This window comes from Bacteroidota bacterium, from assembly GCA_016195025.1.
Lineage (GTDB): Bacteria > Bacteroidota > Bacteroidia > Palsa-948 > Palsa-948 > Palsa-948.
Genome location: JACQAL010000002.1, coordinates 22,643 through 40,676, shown reverse-complemented (window position 1 = coordinate 40,676; position 18,034 = coordinate 22,643). Strand labels below are relative to the sequence as shown.

Genomic DNA, 18,034 nt, shown 5'->3' with positions numbered 1-18,034 from the left:
TCTCTCACAGAAAACCCCGGGACTGTCTGTTTAAGGCAGATTCAGGGTTTTTTTTATTGTTGAAAACTTGTTTGCAAAAAATCGTATCTTTTCCCTCTCTCCTTGCAATAAATTGACGGCAATCAGTTATGTTCGCTCTATGAAACCGTTTGACCAGCGACCAGCGACCAGCGACCAGCGACCAGCGACCAGCGACCAGCGACCAGCGACCAGCCCTTCTTCTGCTCTCATAAGCAAAGTTTATTTCTTCCTTATTATTACACTCACCCGCGTTTGCGCCTCCTTTCGGCTCTGCTTCGCGCATTGGCTGAGGCACTCCGCAAGGTAGCAAAATCATTCAAAAAACGCGGTTCTCTTAACCGCAAGGCATTTATGGCAGGCGGTGAGCCGCTCATTGCCTGCCGAAAATCGTTCATTGCCGTCCGTGAGCCGCTCATTGCCTGCCAAAAATCACTCATTGCCGTCCGTGAGCCATTCATTGCCTGCACCACACGCATCCCCAACAAACCCTCGGAGTTTGCCGCTTATATGGTGAACACCGATAACTATCAACTGCAAAACAACCGCTTCCAGAACTGGGGCTGGACGGGGCAGGAAAGCACTGACTGGCATACCTTCCGCAGCCAGAGCGATACGCTTTACGCGCAGTATGCCGACAAGCGGCACCGGAACACCGACATTAAAGACCAACTGCTTATTCTGATTAAGAACACGCTCAGGTATGACCACGATAAAAACACGGGGCATCACCTGCTCGATAAAATTGCCCTCAACGGCACGGTGAGCGACTGCGAAACCTTCCGCATTAAGAAAGGAACGCTTTTGCAGGATACCACCCTCACACGCACTGCCGCGCCCGGCAGAAAAGAAGTGAGCATTGCCATACGCGAAATAAAACATTTGCTGCATGTGCTTTTGGTAACCAGCGTGGAGCATAAAAAACGCGGCAAGGAAAAAGGAGTGAAAGAAATTCAGGTGTACATAGCGCTCACACTAAACCCGCAAACCATTCCCGCGCAGGCAGATTACCAGTATTCGGGCGATGCGAGCCGCGGCTTGTTCAGAAGCGTTTTAGACAATACCTCTCTTGGCAAATGCGCCTGGTACATTGCGCGCGTGAAAAACTCGCGTGGCGAACTGGGGGCTTTTTCCATGCCTGCCTGGGCGGTGGTGTCGTGAGGGGGAATGACCAATGTGTAATGATTATTGATTATTGAATAATGATTTTTAAAACTGCAAAATAAATTTCTAAAACAAAAATAATAATGAAAACAACTACTTTTACAAAGGCATTGCTGCTGGGAGTGGCGGTGTGCTTTAGCGCAGGCAGCATGTTTGCACAAAATATTACTGGAAGCGGTACAAATAATTACATAACGAAATTTACATCTACGGGGAGTACAGCAGGAAACACTGCCACTCCAATTTATGAAGATGCTACTAACAGCAAAATTGTAATTGGCGGTACCACTTCCTCATCCACTTATGGAAAATTAACGCTTCACGGAGGGCTTCATATAGATGATAATATAAGCGCAAAATTGGAGATTGGTTACTATAACACAACCTATCAACACTCCTATATTAAAATCGGAGCAAGCTCTCTTTCACTCCGTGTAAGTAATGCCGCTGACAATACAGATTTATTGGTTCTTAAAAATAGCACCGGTAATCTTGGCATTGGCACTAATTACTCTCCAGGTACTTATAGATTGGATGTCGATCAAGATATAAATGCAGGCGGCACAACCACAGGCACGTCAAACGCGTATTTTTTAGGAACACAAAAAGTTCTTTGGATTAATGGAACTCATACTAATATTTATGCGGGAGTTGACGCAGGCAAAAACTCTTCAGGCGCTACAGGCAATACATTTTTAGGAGGAGATGCGGGGATTAATAATTACTCCGGCACATCCAATGTATATGTAGGATATTCGGCAGGTAATTGTCCTACTTGCACCACTCAAACTGCGAGCAATAATGTTTTTGTCGGGTATCTTGCAGGATCAAATAATACAGTGAATGGAAATACCTTTATTGGATATTATGCCGGTGACTTAAATACAACGGGCACAGGTAATGTTTTTGTAGGAAATAATGCAGGATATAACAATTCTAACGGAAGCAATAATTCCTGTTTCGGATATTATGCAGGTCAAAATCTTGCTTCAGGTGCAAATGACAATACTTTGCTCGGTTATGAGGCAGGATTTAGTTGCGCGGCATCTGCAACCAGCAATACTATGGTGGGAAGTTTAGCAGGAGCAAGTAATTCATCGGGTACAAACAACACCATTGCTGGATATAATGCCGGTTACTGGAACCAGACCGGAACTGATAATGCAATTACCGGTTATAAAGCAGGCGGAGGAGGAGGCACGGTTGCTAATTCTTTTTCTGATAACTGTTTTTTTGGCTCACAGGCAGGATATAAATCAACCACCGCCACCGATATTGTTATGATGGGTTACCAGTCCGGTTATAACAACACAGCGTCCTGGGCAACTTCTATAGGAAGCGGGGCGGGATACCTCAATACAAGCGGCTCAAGAAATACAAACTTGGGTTATCAGGCGGGCTATTCCAATGCAACCAGCGGCTCAAACACAATGATTGGTTTTTCTGCCGGCTACACCAACACGGGGAGTTACAATACCTGCGTGGGACGCAATGCAAGCAGCAACAGCACCGGTGACGGCAATACTGCAATTGGATATAATACGGGAGCAAGCATTACTACCGGTACTTATAATACCTGCGTGGGCTATGGCGCGGATGCGGGAGCGACTGGTACAAATGCAGGTGCATTTGGATATCTTGCTTCATCGACTGCAAGCGATAAAATAGTTATAGGAAATTCTACAATGACAGGCGGGACAATAGGCGGGTATCCAACAACAGGTTGGTCAATTCTTTCTGATGGTAGATTCAAAACAAATATTAAAGAAAATGTTCCCGGATTAGCTTTCATTATGAAACTACGACCTATTACTTATAATTTTCAAGCCCATGCTTTAGAAAAATTTATTGGCAGAAGCGATAGCCTTATTCAGCAAATGAATGATGGACTTGATAAAGCAGAAAAAAAGGTTTGTACTGGATTTATTGCTCAAGAAGTTGATAGCGTTGCTAATAAACTTGGATATGATTTTGATGGAGTTTACAGACCACAAAATTCAAAAGACCATTACAGTTTGGGTTATGCAAAATTTATTGTTCCTATGGTAAAAGCAATGCAAGAGCAGCAAAAAATGATTGATACATTAACAACTACTGTTGCTGCATTGAAATCACAAATTTCCACACTCACAGGCGGACAGCGCACAAACGGCAGCGGAAATAATTCAAACGGCAATACAAATACCGAGCAGGGAAATATTCCTTCCATTCATGAACTTGAACTCGCAAATACTGCTGTACTTTTTCAAAATTCTCCTAATCCGTTTGGCGATGGCACAACCATTAAATACTTTGTGCCCGATAATGCCAACGCGCAAATTGTTTTCTACGATGAGTTTGGCACTCAGTTAAAGATTTACAAAGTGGAAGAAAAAGGAATGGGGCAGTTGAATATTACCGCCACTAATCTCTCAGCAGGAGTTTATTCTTATTCCCTTATTGTAAACGGAAAAGTTATAGAGACGAAAAAAATGATTAAGGATTAACTGAAGAAGTAAATAACAACGCAACTAATTATAGTAAAAGCCCGTATTAAGAAAAAAGATGGGCTTTTACTATAAAATCTTTACTTTTGCTAAAAGTAGAATGCTATGAAAAAAATATTACTTCTTGTATTGTTTGCATTTGCTATCAAAACAAAAGCACAAATTACTATGGAGCACAAATATGATAGTGCCTCTACTTATGGCGTATTCAATACATCTACTAATACTGCTCCCTCATCTCAACTAATGTTAATAAAATTTGAATTATCTGGAGAAAGATATGTTAAGATTAATAGAACAGGAAAAATGATAAGCATCTATGATATAAACCATTCTTTAGTTAAAACAATTTCTCTTTCAGGCTTCCCTGGATGTAATGGACCATATGCAACTATACTTTATTTCTCTGAGCAATTATTTAATACTGATGCGCAAATCGAATTTATGTATATTTATGGTGATTGTGCCGGTGGAGTACACACACAAATATATAAAGAAGATGGGACTATTATTTTTTCAGCAGATAGTATGGCTCCTTTAATAACACTTAATATTCAGTTACAACAATATCCTATATACAATACTTCGCAAGGAACAAAAATGATTTTAAGCGACCAAAGCACAACTAAAGGAGATGCAATTGTATATAGTTTACCCGGCACCCTAAGCACCGGCATACAGGAGGGCAATGCCGCGCTAATGCAGGCGCAGGGCTTAGGCAATTTATACCCAAACCCAAGCAATGGCGCGGTAACTTTACAATATGAATTACCCAAAGGAGAAAAAGAGGGAGAGATAATTTTATACAACACGCAAGGCGCAGAGGTTAAACGCTATAAAGTGGATGATACATTTACTGATTTGCTGCTTGATAACACGCAACTTCCTGCGGGGGTTTATTATTACCAACTGCAAACCAGCAAGGGGAGTGTGGGAACAAAGAAGATGGTGGTGGTGAAGTAATTTCTAAAACATCTTGCGGTAAATCCGCTTTCTTTTATGCTGAATATGCTCGTAGTTTTTCCAGTTGGAAATTGCATTCTGGTTGGTTTCAAAAATGCCTGTGGTCTCAATATATTTCATTCCCTTCTTCAGCATTTCTTTTTGCAGTTCAGCCATCAGAATAACTCCCGCACCGGTTGACATCACTTCTTTTTTCACTCCGGTAAGCAACTGCTCCACCACTTCTCCGCCCTTGCGCGCTTTTAAAAGGTGAAGAAACCCCAAAGGAAAAAGTTTTCCCTTTGCTTTTTGCAGCGCATGGGATAAAGAAGGAAGCCCGATTACAAAACCAACCAACTCGCCTTTTAGTTTTACCATCTTCACAAATTCGGGATTGAGAAGTTTGATATATTTTTCTTTGTAGAACTCCATCATCCTTTCAGAAAACTCCGTTACATACGGAAGTTCGCTGAAAGCATCGTTCAGTATTTTAAAAATAGTGTCGGAATGCGGAAGAAGTTCGTCCATCTTTTTGAAATGAAGAACTTCAATGCCGTATCTTTTCTGAATGAGCGCGGCACCGCGGTTTGCTTTTTCCACCGCCTGCTGCCCCAGCGTTAAACGAAACTCCACCCAGTCAATTTCTTTTTCATAGCCCAGTTTTTCCAAGTGCTTGTGATAATAATCGTGATGATAAACCGAACCCACCGCCTGCAAATGCTCAAAACCTTCCACCAGCAAACCCTGAGTATCGAGGTTGGCAAAGCCAAGCGGCCCGTGAATTCCTATGCAATTATTCTCTTTCGCCCAGTTTTCGGCAGTGGAAAGCAAAGCCCCCTCTGTCCCCCGAAGGGGGAAATCAGGAAATCCACTCTCCCGTGTTCCCCCCTTCGGGGAGTGGGGGGGGGGTTCGTCATCAAAGAATTCCAGCCGTGAAAAGCGCGCGAACTTCTCTCCGGTTTTTTTATTGTACGCTTCGTTAATGATGGCGCCAATTCTTCCAACGCATTTCTTATTCTTAAACGCAAGCCAGAATTTTGCTTTGCAGAAATCAAAGGCGGGATTTGTCTCGGGAAAAAGCGATTTCATTTCTCCTTCCTTCAAAGGCGGCACCCAAAAGGCATTGCCTTTGTAAATTTCAAACGGAAGATTTACAAACTGCTTTGCGTCACTCTTCGTTTTAACTTCTTTTATTTCTACCGGCATAACGCAAATGTAATCGTATTTCTCTTTTAACTTTTGATTTTTGACTTATCAGTTTATACCTCTTTGCTTTTTTATATTCTCATACGCTTCCTGCACCTTCTTAAACTTTTCCGTTGCCGCGCGCTGAACTTCTTCTCCTTCGCTTGCTACCTTATCAGGATGAAACTTGTTTGCCATTTTGCGGTACGCTTTTTTAATTTCTGCCTCCGTAGAATTCTTTTCTATCTCCAGAATTTTATAGTCGCTCTCCGCATCACGCCAGTACATTGCCTTTATCGAATTCATGTCGGCAGAATTAATTCCGAGATAGTAAGCGATTTGCTCTATGACAGAAATTTCTGCAGGATGAAGATGTCCGTCCGCATTCGATAAGCCAAATAAATAATGAATCAACTGCAAGCGGGAAGCAAAGGGCATAAAATTTTTTATCCGGCTGCAAACTTCCTGCACAGGAATTTCCTTCTGAAGAATTTCGCGGAGCAAAAGCATATCCGCATTTGCTTTCGCTTCTCCAAACTGCTGCGTGAAAAATCTTCTCACAAAATCCAGTTCCGACTTCATCGCGCTTCCATCCGCATTCATCACCGCAGCCGAAAGATAAAGCAGCGAAGTGGTGAAATCATTTATGTTTCCGAAAGGCGAAGAGCCGGAACTTCCGCTGTAAACTCTTACTTGTCCTTCGTCAATGAGCGACCCGATAATAAATCCCAAAAATATTCCCCAGAAGTTGTGAATCAAAATCCAACCGAGTATTACGCCTATCCACTTTGCAATTTTCATAGCAGAACGAATGTACAAAACTCCTTTTCTCGCTCTTATGAAATAAATTATCTTTGCGTCCATTTAAACGAAAACAAAAAAACTATGTCAACCACACAAGATATCGGCAACGGCTCAGTGATACGCTACAATGGCGACCTCTGCCAGATTACAGAACTTCAGCACCGCACACCGGGAAACAAGCGCGCGTTCGTGCAGGTGAGAATGCGCAACCTTCGCACAGGAAAAATGCTCGACCAGCGTTTCCGCTCAGGCGAAGAAGTGGAAGTTGCCCGCCTCGAATATAAAATGATGCAATACCTTTATGAAGATGGCGCAAACTTAGTTTGTATGGACCCCGCTACCTACGAACAAATTTATGTTCCGAAAACTCTTTTTGGCGAAGGCACAAAATTTCTGAAGGAAGGAATGGAAGTGAAAATAGGAATTGAAAGCGAAACTCCCATTTATGCTGAACCGCCAACATTTGTTGAAGTAGAAATCATTCGCACCGAACCCGGTGTCAGGGGCAACACAGCAACCAACGCAATGAAACCTGCAACGGTTGAAACAGGCGCAACAGTGAACGTTCCTCTTTTCGTAAACCAAGGCGATAAAATCCGCATTGACACCCGCACGAGCGAATATGTGGAGCGCGTGAAGTAGAGGTTTCGTTTTCTTATTCGTACATTCGTAAAAGATTCGCATTCGCTGATGACTACCCCCTGGATTATTGTTCTTGTAATGCTCATCCTCTCCGCATTTTTTTCGGGGCTGGAGATTGCTTTTCTCACCTCCAACAAATTAAGAATTGAACTGCTGAAAAAACGGAATATTTTCCCCGCGCAGATTCTTTCTTACTTCATAAAAAATTCTTCGCATTACATCAGCACTATGCTGGTGGGAAATTGCATTTCGCTGGTTGTGTTCAGTATTTTTATGGCAGAAATCTTAGAGCCGCATTTGAAAAAATATATTTCCTCGGAAATCTTGATTCTGCTTCTTACAACTGTTCTCTCAACCATTTTCATTCTTGTCACCGCAGAATTCATTCCGAAAAATCTTTTCCGGATAAACCCGAACAGAATTCTTTCCGTGTTCGCAATTCCTCTTCTGCTTGTCTATCTGATTTTATACCCGATAGTTTTTCTTACAAATAATCTTGCACGATTTATTTTACGTTTCGTACTTGGCACTTCATTCCCCGAAAAAAAAGTTGTGTTCGGAAGAATTGACCTCGACCATTTCATCCGTGAAAGCACTTCTCCAAAGCAACGCAACGAACTGGAGAATGAAGTGAAAATTTTCAAACGCGCACTTGGATTTTCAAAAGTGAAAGCCCGCGACTGCATGATTCCGCGGAATGAAATTTCCGCTATCAACATTGACGATTCAGTAGAAGAACTAAAAAAAATGTTCATCGAAACGCGTCTCTCAAAAATTTTAATTTACCGCGACAGCGTGGACAACATCATCGGCTACACGCACTCGTCTGAAATTTTCAAAAAACCTGAAAACATTTTATCCATTCTTCTACCTGTCATCATCCTTCCCGAATCTATGCCCGCAAACGAAGTGCTCACGCTTTTCATTCAGCAGCATAAAAGCGTGGCGCTGGTAGTGGATGAATTTGGCGGAACGGCAGGAATGCTCACGATGGAAGACATCATCGAAGAAATTTTTGGCGAGATTGAAGACGAGCACGACAAAGAAGAAATGACGGAGAAAAAAATTTCCTCCAATGAATTTGTTTTTTCAGGGAGATTGGAAATTGATTATCTGAACGAGCGCTATAAACTTTCGCTCCCGCAGTCGGATGAGTACACCACGCTGGCTGGATTAATTCTTCATCTCAGACAAAGCATTCCCAACCAAAATGAAATTGTGGTTATCTCTCCTTATGTTTTCAAAATTCTCAGCACCTCCGGCACAACTATTGAACAGGTGCAGGTGAAAATTCTCGACTGATGAAAAAAATTCTTATTCACTTAGCAACAGTTGCATTCGTTTTCATTTTTATCTCTTTTCTTTTTTCATCCTGCCACACTTACCGAAAATGCAACGGCAAGAAAGCCATTCAAACTCCTATGGGACCGATGTGAGTTGAGTTTGTATATTCGCAATCTTATTTGAATTCGGCTATGAAGATTTTAAAATTCGGAGGAACTTCTGTTGGCTCAGCTGAGCGGATGAAAAATCTTGTCGCACTTATTAAAAGTGATGAGCCGAAGATTGTTGTGCTTTCCGCTATGAGCGGAACCACAAATGCTCTGGTCGAAATTGCAAACGCTTTGTACGCAAAAGAAAATGCCAAAGCAAAGCAACTGATTGACGCGCTTGAAAAAAAATACGAAGGAGTTCTGAAAGAACTTTACTCGAAAGAATCTTCTCTGAATAAAGGAAAGGAGTTAGTAAAAAATCATTTTGAGTTTATCCGCTCATTTACGCTCGATATGTTCACTGCGAATGAAGAGAAAGCGATTCTCGCGCAAGGTGAACTGCTTTCCACCGCAATGGAACATTTTTATCTGGAAGAAATCGGAATTGATTCTGTTTTGCTTCCCGCGCTGAACTTCATGCGCATTGACGAAAATGATGAACCCGATTTGAAATATATAGAGGAGAATCTGAAAGCAGAATTGAAAAAGTATTCCGGGAAAAAACTTTTCATCACGCAAGGATACATCTGCAGAAATTCATTCGGTGAAATAGATAATCTGAAACGCGGAGGAAGCGATTACACTGCAACGTTGATTGGCGCAGCTCTTAACTCCGAAGAAATTCAAATCTGGACAGACATTGACGGAATGCACAATAATGACCCGCGCATCGTAGAAAAAACTTTTCCGGTTACTGAACTTTCGTTTGATGAAGCAGCAGAGCTGGCATATTTCGGAGCAAAGATTCTTCACCCGACTTGTGTTCTTCCCGCGCAGAAAAGAAAAGTTCCGGTTCGGTTGCTGAACACAATGCAGCCGCAGGCAAAAGGAACAGTGATTAAAGAAATGAAACCGACAGAAAGAATTACGGCTGTTGCTGCGAAAGATGAAATCATTGCCGTGAATATAAAATCTGCTCGAATGCTTTTGGCGTATGGATTTTTGCGCAGCGTGTTTGAAATTTTTGAGCGCTACAAAACTCCGATTGATATGATTACCACTTCGGAAGTGGCAGTATCTGTTACGATTGATAACCTAAAAAATTTAGACGCGATTGTGAAAGAGCTGAAAGAATTTTGTTCTGTTGAAATTGATAAAGACCAAACCATCATTTGCGTGGTGGGAAGTTTCACTGCGGAAAAACAAGGTGTGGCTGTAAAAATATTTGACGCGCTGAAAAACATTCCGCTGAGAATGATTTCCTATGGCGGAAGTGAAAATAATATTTCGATGCTGGTGGGAACGAAATATAAAAAGGACGCTTTAATTGCCCTTAACAAAGGGCTGTTTAATTTATAGGTTATATGGTTGAATGGCTATATGGTTAAATAACCATCCAATCATCTAACCATTCAGTCATTTAATTTGAAATAGATGTTTTCAAAAAATACAATACAAAAGTTCTCTTCAATCTCCACTCCATTCTATTATTATGATTTGGATTTGCTGACTCGAACGATTGAGGCATTGAAAAAAGAATCGGAGAAATACGGCTATCACGTTCACTATGCGCTGAAGGCAAATGCAAATGATGAAATACTTTCTATGATTCAGAAATCCGGTTTAGGAGCAGATTGTGTGAGCGGTAATGAAGTAAAAAAAGCAAGCGAATATAAGTTTGCGCAACTATTTTTTGCCGGAGTTGGAAAAAACGATGAAGAAATAAATGTTGCGCTTGAAAAAAATATTTCATGTTTCAATTGCGAAAGTTTACAGGAGATTGAAGTGATAAATGAATTAGCAAAGAAAAAAAATAAGATTGCTCCGATTGCTTTCCGCATTAATCCGAATGTGAATGCGAACACGCACAAGTACATTACAACAGGTTTGGAAGAAAATAAATTCGGAATAAATCTCTGGGAACTGGAAGAAGTGGTGAAACGCACGCAGCAATTGAAGAACATAAAAATTTGCGGAATACATTTTCATATTGGCTCGCAGATTACAGATTTGAATGCATTCAAATCGCTTTGCCTCCGCGCGAATGAAATTCAGAGTTGGTTTGTAAGCCATAAAATTTCTTTGGAACATATAAATGTTGGTGGCGGACTTGGCGTTGATTATCACCAGCCGGATAAAAATTCCATTCCTGATTTTACTTCTTACTTTGGATTGTTCAAACAATTCCTTGAACTACGCCCGAAACAAACTTTGCATTTTGAAATCGGCAGAGCAATTGTCGCGCAATGCGGAAGTTTGATTTCAAAAGTGCTCTATGTAAAAAAAGGTGTGAATACAAATTTTGTAATCCTCGATGCAGGAATGACGGAATTGATTCGCCCGGCACTTTATCAATCCTTTCACAAGATTGAAAATATTTCTTCTCCATCAAGCATCAACCATCAACCATCAACCATCCGCTATGATGTTGTCGGTCCCATCTGCGAAAGTTCGGATTGTTTTGGCAAAGCCGTAATCCTTCCTCAAACTAAGCGGGGAGATTTAATTGCCATCCGAACAACAGGCGCATACGGAGAAGTGATGGCTTCGCAATATAATTTGAGAGAGAAAATCAAAGTTGTTTATAACAGTTGAGAATTTCTTCTTAGAAAAAAAACATTTTGAATTTTTTTGTATATCTTCATCGCCTCTAATAATTCTTCAACATCAACTAAATTATTTTTCATGAAAAAAATTTTTACTCTACTCAGTTTAATTACTGCGGGTGCAGGTTTCGCTTTCGCACAGAACGAAAAAAATTTTGCGGCTGATTGTGAAACGGATGTTAACGCCATCTCTCCTGCGGAAAATGCTATTCTTCCGGTAGCAAAAACAAACCCGGAACCTTACAACGCTTCGCTGCTTTATGACAACGGTCCGCTGGCAAATTTTCCCGGACAAGGTGCTGGCGGTGCAGATGCATCTGCCACCCACGATGGTCTTATCACCTATGGTTTCGGTCATGCAGTTTCATCCGGCTACAGAGTAGCAGATGATTTTACTGTTCCTGCAGGTCAAACATGGACCATTGACTCGCTTATTTTTTATGCCTATCAAACCAACTCAGGGAACACTTCAACGATGACCGATGTGCGTTTAGCAGTGCGCAACGCCAATCCTTTGACGAATGCAAACCCTTCAGCAATTATTTGGGGCGACACCACTTCAAATGTTCTTACCGTTTCTTATTGGTCGGGCATTTACCGTGTAACTTCTGCAACACTTACCGCTACCAGCCGCCCTATTATGAAAAATGTTGTTGAAACATTAACTCCGTCTCTTCAACTCACCTCCGGGCAATATTGGGTGGATTGGCAAACAGGCGGTTCTCTTTCATCGGGTCCGTGGGCTCCGCCTGTTTCTTATAGTGTAACAACCATTACGGGCGATGCAATGCAATTTAACACCAGCACTTGGAATTCAATTATTGACACTGCGCAGGCAGGACCCGGAGATGATGCACCGCAAGGATTACCTTTTAAAATTTATGGAACAAGCTTCAACGGAGTGAATGAGCTTTATAATAATAATAATGTTTCTGTTTATCCGAATCCGATGATTTCTTCTGCAGAAGTTTTTATCTCTGATAATATTAAAAAATCTTCTGCGGGATTTTCATTTAATGTTTTTGATTTAGTAGGAAACTTGATTAGAAAAACAGAAAGTATCGCAACAAATAAATTTACCATTCAGAAAAACCAACTGCCGGTTGGAATGTATATTTACGAAGTAAGAAATGGAACGCAAATTATTAAGAGAGGCAAATTATCGGTACAGGATGAATAGAAAAAAAATCCTTAAGAAAAGGGGTTGCAACAATTGCAGCCCTTTTTTATTTACTGCTGATTCTTCAATTTATTCTTAAACACTTTCTGAAATTTTTCCACCTTCGGTCGAACCACAAACTGGCAATAGGGTTCTTCTCCATTCTGGTTAAAATAATTCTGGTGATAATCTTCTGCTTTGTAAAAAGCAGTGAACGGAGAAATTTCTGTTACCACCGGCTTGTCAAAAACTTTTTCATCGTTCAGTTTTTTCTTGTACTCTTCCGCAAGTCGTTTTTGTTTTTCGTTGTGGTAAAAAATTACGGAGCGGTATTGCGTGCCTACATCATTTCCCTGCCTGTTGAGTTGAGTCGGGTCGTGCGTTTGCCAGAATGCAAAAAGCATTTCCTCGTAAGAAATTTTTGAAGGGTCGTAAGTGATATTGCAAACTTCTGCGTGACCGGTGCTTCCGGTGCAAACGTCTTTATAGGAAGGATTCTTCACGCTTCCTCCGGAAAATCCCGACTCGACTTTCACCACGCCATCGAGCATCTGAAATTGTGCTTCCACGCACCAGAAACATCCGGCACCGAATGTGGCAGTTTCAAGTTTCGTTTTTGAAGTTTCAGGTTTAACAACCGTATCTGCTTTTTGTGTTTCCATTTTTGGTACTTCTTTATTTTGATTTTGCGCGCATGATGAGAAAGAAAGAACAGTCATCAATGCATTAAAAATTTTTGATTTCATTGGAGTAAAGTTAGAATGTTTTTCAAAGAGTATAACAACGATAAGAGGGAAATGGTTTCGTTAAAAAATGTTAAAGATTTCCCGTAGAGACGCACAGAGCGCAGAGCAACCGTTAGAAAATTCTCTACCCGTCTGAATCCCAATCAATCTTTCTGCATCCTGCATTTTTGTATTTTAGCGAATCAAATTTCCTATATGAAAAAACTCCTGCATGCATGTCTTTTCATTTTTAATTTTTCATTTTTAATTTTTAATTCCAATGCGCAAGTCAAAACCCGTTCCTATATAATTGACCCGCTCCTCGCTCCGCGTGAACACAACGTAGATTTTCAGCATTTGAAACTGGAAGTTTCTTTCGAACCGCAAAAAAATTTGGTAAAAGGAAAAGTTACACATACATTTATTCCTCTCCGCCAAAAAGTTGATTCAATTGTTCTTGATGGAATCAATATGGATATAAAAGAAATTATTCTAAACGGCAAGCCCGCAAAATTCCGAAGTGATAGTTTAAATATTATTATTTACTGCCCTTCTCTTTCTTGGGAGAAAAAAGATTCGATGACGATTACGTATGAATGCACTCCGCGCAAAGGGCTTTATTTCATCGGGTGGAATGACAAAACCGGAATTGCGAGAAAACAAATCTGGTCGCAGGGGCAAGGCGTTGACAACCGTAACTGGATTCCGATGTACGATGAGATGAACGATAAAATCACTACGGAAACTTTTATCACGTTTGATACTGCGTATAAAGTTTTATCAAATGGAAAAATGCTCGACAAAAAAAATAATCCGAACGGAACTTTTACGTGGCATTACCGCATGAGTCATCCGTTCGCGCCATATCTTATTATGATTGGAATCGGAAAATATGATATTAAAGAAACAAAATCCGCTTCGGGAATTCCAATGCATTTATATTATTATCCTGAATGGAAAAATCGTGTAGAGACCTGTTACACGATGAGCGAAAAAATGGTTGACTTCTACGAAAAAGAAATTGGCATGAATTATCCATGGGAAAGTTATTCGCAGATTCCCGTGCAGGAATTCATGTATGGCGCTATGGAAAATACAACTGCAACCGTGTTCGGAGATTTTCTTTTTTGCGATGAACGTGCTTTTCTTGACCGCCCTTATTACGGAGTGAACGCGCATGAACTTGCGCATCAGTGGTTCGGAGATTTTATTACAGCGAGAAGCGATGCACATCACTGGCTGCAGGAAAGTTTTGCAACTTATTATGACTGGCTTTTTGAAAAAGAAACTTTCGGAGAAAATAATTTTAACTGGACGCGCAGAGGCGCGCAAATAAATTCTCTCGAGGAATCGAAGAAAAATTATTTTCCAATCGCGCACAGCGAAGCCGGAAGCGTTCGCCATTATCCGAAAGGCGCATTTGTGCTGAACATGCTGAAATATATTTTAGGCGGAAGAGAAGTTTATAATAAATGTATCAAGCATTATCTCGAAACTCATTCTTATTCAAATGTTGATTCGGAAGATTTACTTGTTGCCTGTGAAGAAGTCACGGGCATGCAACTCGATTGGTTTTGGGATGAATGGATTTACCGCGGAGGCGAACCGAATTTTCAAGTCGTGTTTCGTGACATCACAGAAAATTCAGGAGATAAAAATGCTTTGCACTATTCTGAATTTTTAGTTCAGCAGGTGCAGGAGCAAACAGAAATCTCTGGTCTTCCGCAAGCGGGAGGAAATAAATCAAATGCTGTTTCATCCGACCCGTTTGTTCAGGAAAAAGAAAATAATTCTGCAACCCCATCTGGACTTTGGAAAATGCCAATCTGGTTTGAAGTTCATTACACCGATGGAACACTCGACAAAAAACAAATCCGGATTGAACAGCAAACAGAAATTATCCGCCTCCCAATTCCCGCAGGAAAGAAAATTGATTTTGCTTTGTTCGACCCCGATAACGAAGTTTTGAAAAATGTTTCTTTCAATAAATCTTTTGACATGCTGAAAGCGCAGGCAATGAAATCTGCCAGCGTACTTGACCGCTACGATGCGCTTGTTGCAATGAACGATATTGACATAGAGCGCAAGCGCGATTTTCTGATTGCCGCTTATAACAAAGCTGATTTTTATTCGCTGAAATCTGAAATCATAAAACAACTTTCGCACGACAACCACAAGCAATCAATGACGCTGATTAAAAATGCGCTGAGTGATGCCGATGTGCATGTGCGAAAAGCGGTGATTGATAACATCCGCGAACTCCGCGAAGAAGATATGCTGCCCGAAGTGGAAAAACTTTTGAAAGACCCTTCCTATGATATTATCACGCAGGTGCTCGATTATCTCGCGTTTGCAAATCCTGATAAGATTGGTTTTTATCTGGAGCAGACAAAAGATGTGGAAGGATTTCCCGGTCGCAACGTAAAAATAAAATGGCTGGAGATTGCTTCGCTCACCAATCCGAAATATGTTGACCAACTCGTGAGTTTCTGCAGTTCCTCCTATGAATTTCGCACGCGCGCAAACGCAATGACCTCGCTGAAAAAATTAAATTACCTCGATGATGTTGCCATCGAATATATTACTGACGCAATGCTCAGCGCGAATTCCCGCTTGAGCGGACCGGCAAGCGATGTGCTCACATTTTTTTATTTACAATCTGCTTACAAGCGAATCATCATTAACTATGTTGAATCGAAAGATTGGAAACCGTGGCAAAATAAAATTATCAAAGCGGTTGTGAAATAATTTCTTTCCGGATTTTTGCATTTGAAAAATAAATTCTTATTCGTATGTTAGTATAAATTCGCTTTTGATGAGTTTTGTTTATCCATATTTTCTTTTTGCGTTGTCCGCAATTTCTATTCCGATAATTATTCATCTTTTAAATTTCCGCAGATTCAAAAAAGTTTATTTCCCTGACATACGTTTTCTCAAAGAAGTAAAACAGCAAACTCAGAACAGAAATCGAATCAAACATCTTTTGATTTTACTCTCGCGGATTCTTGCAATTTCATTTTTAGTTTTTGCTTTTGCGCAGCCATTTATTCCTTCCGATAAAAAAAATGCAATCGTTGGAACGCAGGCAGTGAGCATTTATGTAGATAATTCTTTCAGCATGGAAAACGTGAGCAAGAACGGAATGCTGCTCGATGAAGCGAAAAAAATGGCGCGTGAAATTGCGCTCGCTCATTCTCAAACAGATTTATTTCAATTGCTCACCAATGATTTCGAAGGAAAACACCAACGCTTAGTAAGTCGCGAAGAATTTCTCATCCTACTCGATGAAGTGAAAATTTCTCCTGCGGTGAGAACGATTTCTGAAATAAGTGCAAGGCAAAACGATGTGCTCAGTAAATCAGAAACGAAAAACAAAAAGTTATTTATTGTTTCTGACTTCCAGAAATCAATTTCAGATTTTGAGAAAGTGAAAGCAGATACGGGCATCAAAGCCATTCTTCTGCCCGTTCCCGCCAACCAGCAAAGTAATTTATATATTGATTCGTGCTGGTTTGAATCGCCCGTTCATCAATTGAATCAACCGGAAAAATTATTTATTCGGGTAAAAAATCTTTCAGAAAATAATCTGGAAAATATTCCCGTAAAACTTTTTTTGAATAACCAGCAGAAAACTCCTTCCTCTTTTTCTATTGCGCCCAATGAAAGCAAAGACATTCCACTTTCTTTTGTCATCAAAGAGCCGGGCATACAGCAGGGAAGAATTGAAATCACCGATTATCCGGTTACGTATGATGACAAGTTTTATTTCTCGTTTGATGTGGCAAAAAATATTTTCGTAATGAATATTGGAAAGGAATCTTCTAAACCAATTGAAACTTTATTCGGAAAGGATTCATTATTTATTTTAACTGTTCAGGATGAAAATAAAATTGATTACTCTTCACTGCCTTCACAACAAGTAATTATTCTCAGCGAACTCAAATCAATTTCTTCCGGGCTTGCGCAGGAGTTAACGCGCTTCGCGCAGAATGGGGGAAGTTTAATTGTGTTTCCTTCCGCGGAAACCGATACAAGTTCTTACAAAGCATTTCTATCTTCTCTCGGGACAAATTTTTATTTGAAAAAAGATACAGCAGGCACAAAAGTTGACTGGGCAAATTTCGAAAGCGAAATTTTTGCAGATGTGTTCGAAAAGAAAGGAGAGAATTTGGATTTGCCTGTCGTGCATAATCATTATATCCAATCACACTCAAGCAAAACCAATGAAGAAGTGCTGATGAAAATGAAAAATGGAAATCCTTTTTTTTCCAAATATAATTTCAAGAAAGGAAAAATTTATCTGAGCGCAGTCCCGCTTAATTCTGAATGGAGCAATCTTTCCAAGCATGCCATATTTGTTCCGCTGATGTATAAGATTGCGATGAACAGCCAGCCATCATCAGATTTATTTTACACAATCGGAAAAGATAATTCGATTGATGTTAAAACGAAATTAACAGGGGAAAATGTTTTCAAGATTAAAGGAGATGGTTCGGCTCCGCTCACCACAGGTTTTGAAGTAATTCCTGAAAGCAGAATGGTTGATTTGCAGCCCACAATTTTTGTACACGACCAAATAAAAAACGCAGGCAATTATGAACTCTATGCCAGAGCAGAAAAAATTTCCGGTATCTCTTTCAACTATGACAGAAAAGAATCTGACCTGAGCCGGTATATGCCCGAAGAACTTATTTCTCTCTATGAAAAATCAAACCTGAAAAACTTTTCACTCATTGATGCGGGCAATAAAGACATCACCAAAGTTCTTGCAGATATTGGTCAAGGAAAAAAATTATGGAAGTGGTGCATTCTTTTTGTTTTGCTGTTTCTTGCTATGGAAACCGCTCTTCTCCGATTATGGAAATAAATT

General features: G+C 40.4%; 14 protein-coding genes. 10 read left to right on the top strand and 4 right to left on the bottom strand.

Going from position 1 to position 18,034, the window contains the following annotated elements:
• Positions 1 to 4: 4 nt before the first annotated feature.
• Positions 5 to 304 carry a hypothetical protein gene (locus HY063_00215; GenBank protein MBI3500196.1) on the bottom strand — a complete coding sequence of 100 codons (300 nt, stop codon included), beginning with the start codon at positions 302 to 304 and terminating at the stop codon, positions 5 to 7.
• Here HY063_00215 and HY063_00210 point away from each other — a divergent pair.
• The 3 genes from HY063_00210 (at position 304) to HY063_00200 (ending at position 4,631) form a co-directional block, all read left to right on the top strand.
• The gene (locus tag HY063_00210) at positions 304 to 1,179 is read left to right on the top strand and encodes a hypothetical protein (GenBank protein ID MBI3500195.1); all 876 of its coding nucleotides are present in this window, start codon (positions 304 to 306) and stop codon (positions 1,177 to 1,179) included. The two genes, HY063_00215 and HY063_00210, sit on opposite strands and share 1 nt — an antisense overlap.
• 86 nt (positions 1,180 to 1,265) lie before the next feature.
• Positions 1,266 to 3,668 (top strand): tail fiber domain-containing protein, encoded by a 2,403-nt coding sequence (locus HY063_00205; GenBank protein MBI3500194.1) that lies wholly within the window; start codon positions 1,266 to 1,268, stop codon positions 3,666 to 3,668.
• A 105-nt stretch (positions 3,669 to 3,773) separates the two neighbouring features.
• Positions 3,774 to 4,631 (top strand): T9SS type A sorting domain-containing protein, encoded by an 858-nt coding sequence (locus HY063_00200; protein ID MBI3500193.1) that lies wholly within the window; start codon positions 3,774 to 3,776, stop codon positions 4,629 to 4,631.
• Between the two features lie 3 nt (positions 4,632 to 4,634).
• Here HY063_00200 and HY063_00195 read toward each other — a convergent pair whose 3' ends face one another.
• The gene (locus tag HY063_00195; protein ID MBI3500192.1) at positions 4,635 to 5,816 is read right to left on the bottom strand and encodes a hypothetical protein; all 1,182 of its coding nucleotides are present in this window, start codon (positions 5,814 to 5,816) and stop codon (positions 4,635 to 4,637) included.
• Between the two features lie 48 nt (positions 5,817 to 5,864).
• Entirely contained in the window at positions 5,865 to 6,659 is a 795-nt protein-coding gene (locus HY063_00190; protein ID MBI3500191.1) for a TerB family tellurite resistance protein, read from the bottom strand.
• 21 nt (positions 6,660 to 6,680) lie between these two features.
• Here HY063_00190 and efp point away from each other — a divergent pair, with 21 nt between their 5' ends.
• The 5 genes from efp to HY063_00165 all read left to right on the top strand — a co-directional run bounded on the left by efp (position 6,681) and on the right by HY063_00165 (position 12,460).
• Positions 6,681 to 7,241, top strand: coding sequence for an elongation factor P (gene efp / locus HY063_00185; protein MBI3500190.1), 561 nt, complete (start codon positions 6,681 to 6,683; stop codon positions 7,239 to 7,241).
• A 48-nt stretch (positions 7,242 to 7,289) separates the two neighbouring features.
• Positions 7,290 to 8,543, top strand: coding sequence for an HlyC/CorC family transporter (locus tag HY063_00180; protein ID MBI3500189.1), 1,254 nt, complete (start codon positions 7,290 to 7,292; stop codon positions 8,541 to 8,543).
• Positions 8,544 to 8,716: 173 nt separating this feature from the next.
• On the top strand, positions 8,717 to 10,033 hold the full coding sequence (locus HY063_00175) for an aspartate kinase (GenBank protein MBI3500188.1): 1,317 nt from the start codon (positions 8,717 to 8,719) through the stop codon (positions 10,031 to 10,033).
• Between the two features lie 75 nt (positions 10,034 to 10,108).
• Positions 10,109 to 11,269: a diaminopimelate decarboxylase gene (lysA, locus tag HY063_00170; GenBank protein MBI3500187.1), complete on the top strand. Its 1,161-nt coding sequence runs from the start codon at positions 10,109 to 10,111 to the stop codon at positions 11,267 to 11,269.
• 90 nt (positions 11,270 to 11,359) lie between these two features.
• A complete protein-coding gene (locus HY063_00165) occupies positions 11,360 to 12,460 on the top strand; it encodes a T9SS type A sorting domain-containing protein (protein ID MBI3500186.1) in 1,101 nt (366 codons plus the stop codon).
• A gap of 50 nt (positions 12,461 to 12,510) precedes the next feature.
• On the opposite strand, the gene msrA is transcribed toward HY063_00165, so the two are convergent.
• Complete coding sequence (msrA, locus tag HY063_00160; protein MBI3500185.1) at positions 12,511 to 13,185, bottom strand: peptide-methionine (S)-S-oxide reductase MsrA; 675 nt, start codon at positions 13,183 to 13,185, stop codon at positions 12,511 to 12,513.
• A 195-nt stretch (positions 13,186 to 13,380) separates the two neighbouring features.
• Here msrA and HY063_00155 point away from each other — a divergent pair, with 195 nt between their 5' ends.
• Together HY063_00155 and HY063_00150 are read left to right on the top strand one after the other, a co-directional pair.
• Entirely contained in the window at positions 13,381 to 15,912 is a 2,532-nt protein-coding gene (locus HY063_00155) for a M1 family metallopeptidase (GenBank protein ID MBI3500184.1), read from the top strand.
• A gap of 67 nt (positions 15,913 to 15,979) precedes the next feature.
• Positions 15,980 to 18,031 carry a BatA domain-containing protein gene (locus tag HY063_00150; GenBank protein MBI3500183.1) on the top strand — a complete coding sequence of 684 codons (2,052 nt, stop codon included), beginning with the start codon at positions 15,980 to 15,982 and terminating at the stop codon, positions 18,029 to 18,031.
• The last annotated feature ends 3 nt before the right edge of the window (positions 18,032 to 18,034 follow it).

What these genes read in the sequence shown, in the direction of transcription:
- HY063_00215 (MBI3500196.1), bottom strand. Translation starts at nt 304, where the DNA reads ATGCGCGAAGCAGAGCCGAAAGGAGGCGCAAACGCGGGTGAGTGTAAT.
- HY063_00205 (MBI3500194.1), top strand. Translation starts at nt 1,266, where the DNA reads ATGAAAACAACTACTTTTACAAAGGCATTGCTGCTGGGAGTGGCGGTG.
- HY063_00200 (MBI3500193.1), top strand. Translation starts at nt 3,774, where the DNA reads ATGAAAAAAATATTACTTCTTGTATTGTTTGCATTTGCTATCAAAACA.
- HY063_00195 (MBI3500192.1), bottom strand. Translation starts at nt 5,816, where the DNA reads ATGCCGGTAGAAATAAAAGAAGTTAAAACGAAGAGTGACGCAAAGCAG.
- HY063_00190 (MBI3500191.1), bottom strand. Translation starts at nt 6,659, where the DNA reads ATGGACGCAAAGATAATTTATTTCATAAGAGCGAGAAAAGGAGTTTTG.
- efp (MBI3500190.1), top strand. Translation starts at nt 6,681, where the DNA reads ATGTCAACCACACAAGATATCGGCAACGGCTCAGTGATACGCTACAAT.
- HY063_00180 (MBI3500189.1), top strand. Translation starts at nt 7,290, where the DNA reads ATGACTACCCCCTGGATTATTGTTCTTGTAATGCTCATCCTCTCCGCA.
- HY063_00175 (MBI3500188.1), top strand. Translation starts at nt 8,717, where the DNA reads ATGAAGATTTTAAAATTCGGAGGAACTTCTGTTGGCTCAGCTGAGCGG.
- lysA (MBI3500187.1), top strand. Translation starts at nt 10,109, where the DNA reads ATGTTTTCAAAAAATACAATACAAAAGTTCTCTTCAATCTCCACTCCA.
- HY063_00165 (MBI3500186.1), top strand. Translation starts at nt 11,360, where the DNA reads ATGAAAAAAATTTTTACTCTACTCAGTTTAATTACTGCGGGTGCAGGT.
- msrA (MBI3500185.1), bottom strand. Translation starts at nt 13,185, where the DNA reads ATGAAATCAAAAATTTTTAATGCATTGATGACTGTTCTTTCTTTCTCA.
- HY063_00155 (MBI3500184.1), top strand. Translation starts at nt 13,381, where the DNA reads ATGAAAAAACTCCTGCATGCATGTCTTTTCATTTTTAATTTTTCATTT.
- HY063_00150 (MBI3500183.1), top strand. Translation starts at nt 15,980, where the DNA reads ATGAGTTTTGTTTATCCATATTTTCTTTTTGCGTTGTCCGCAATTTCT.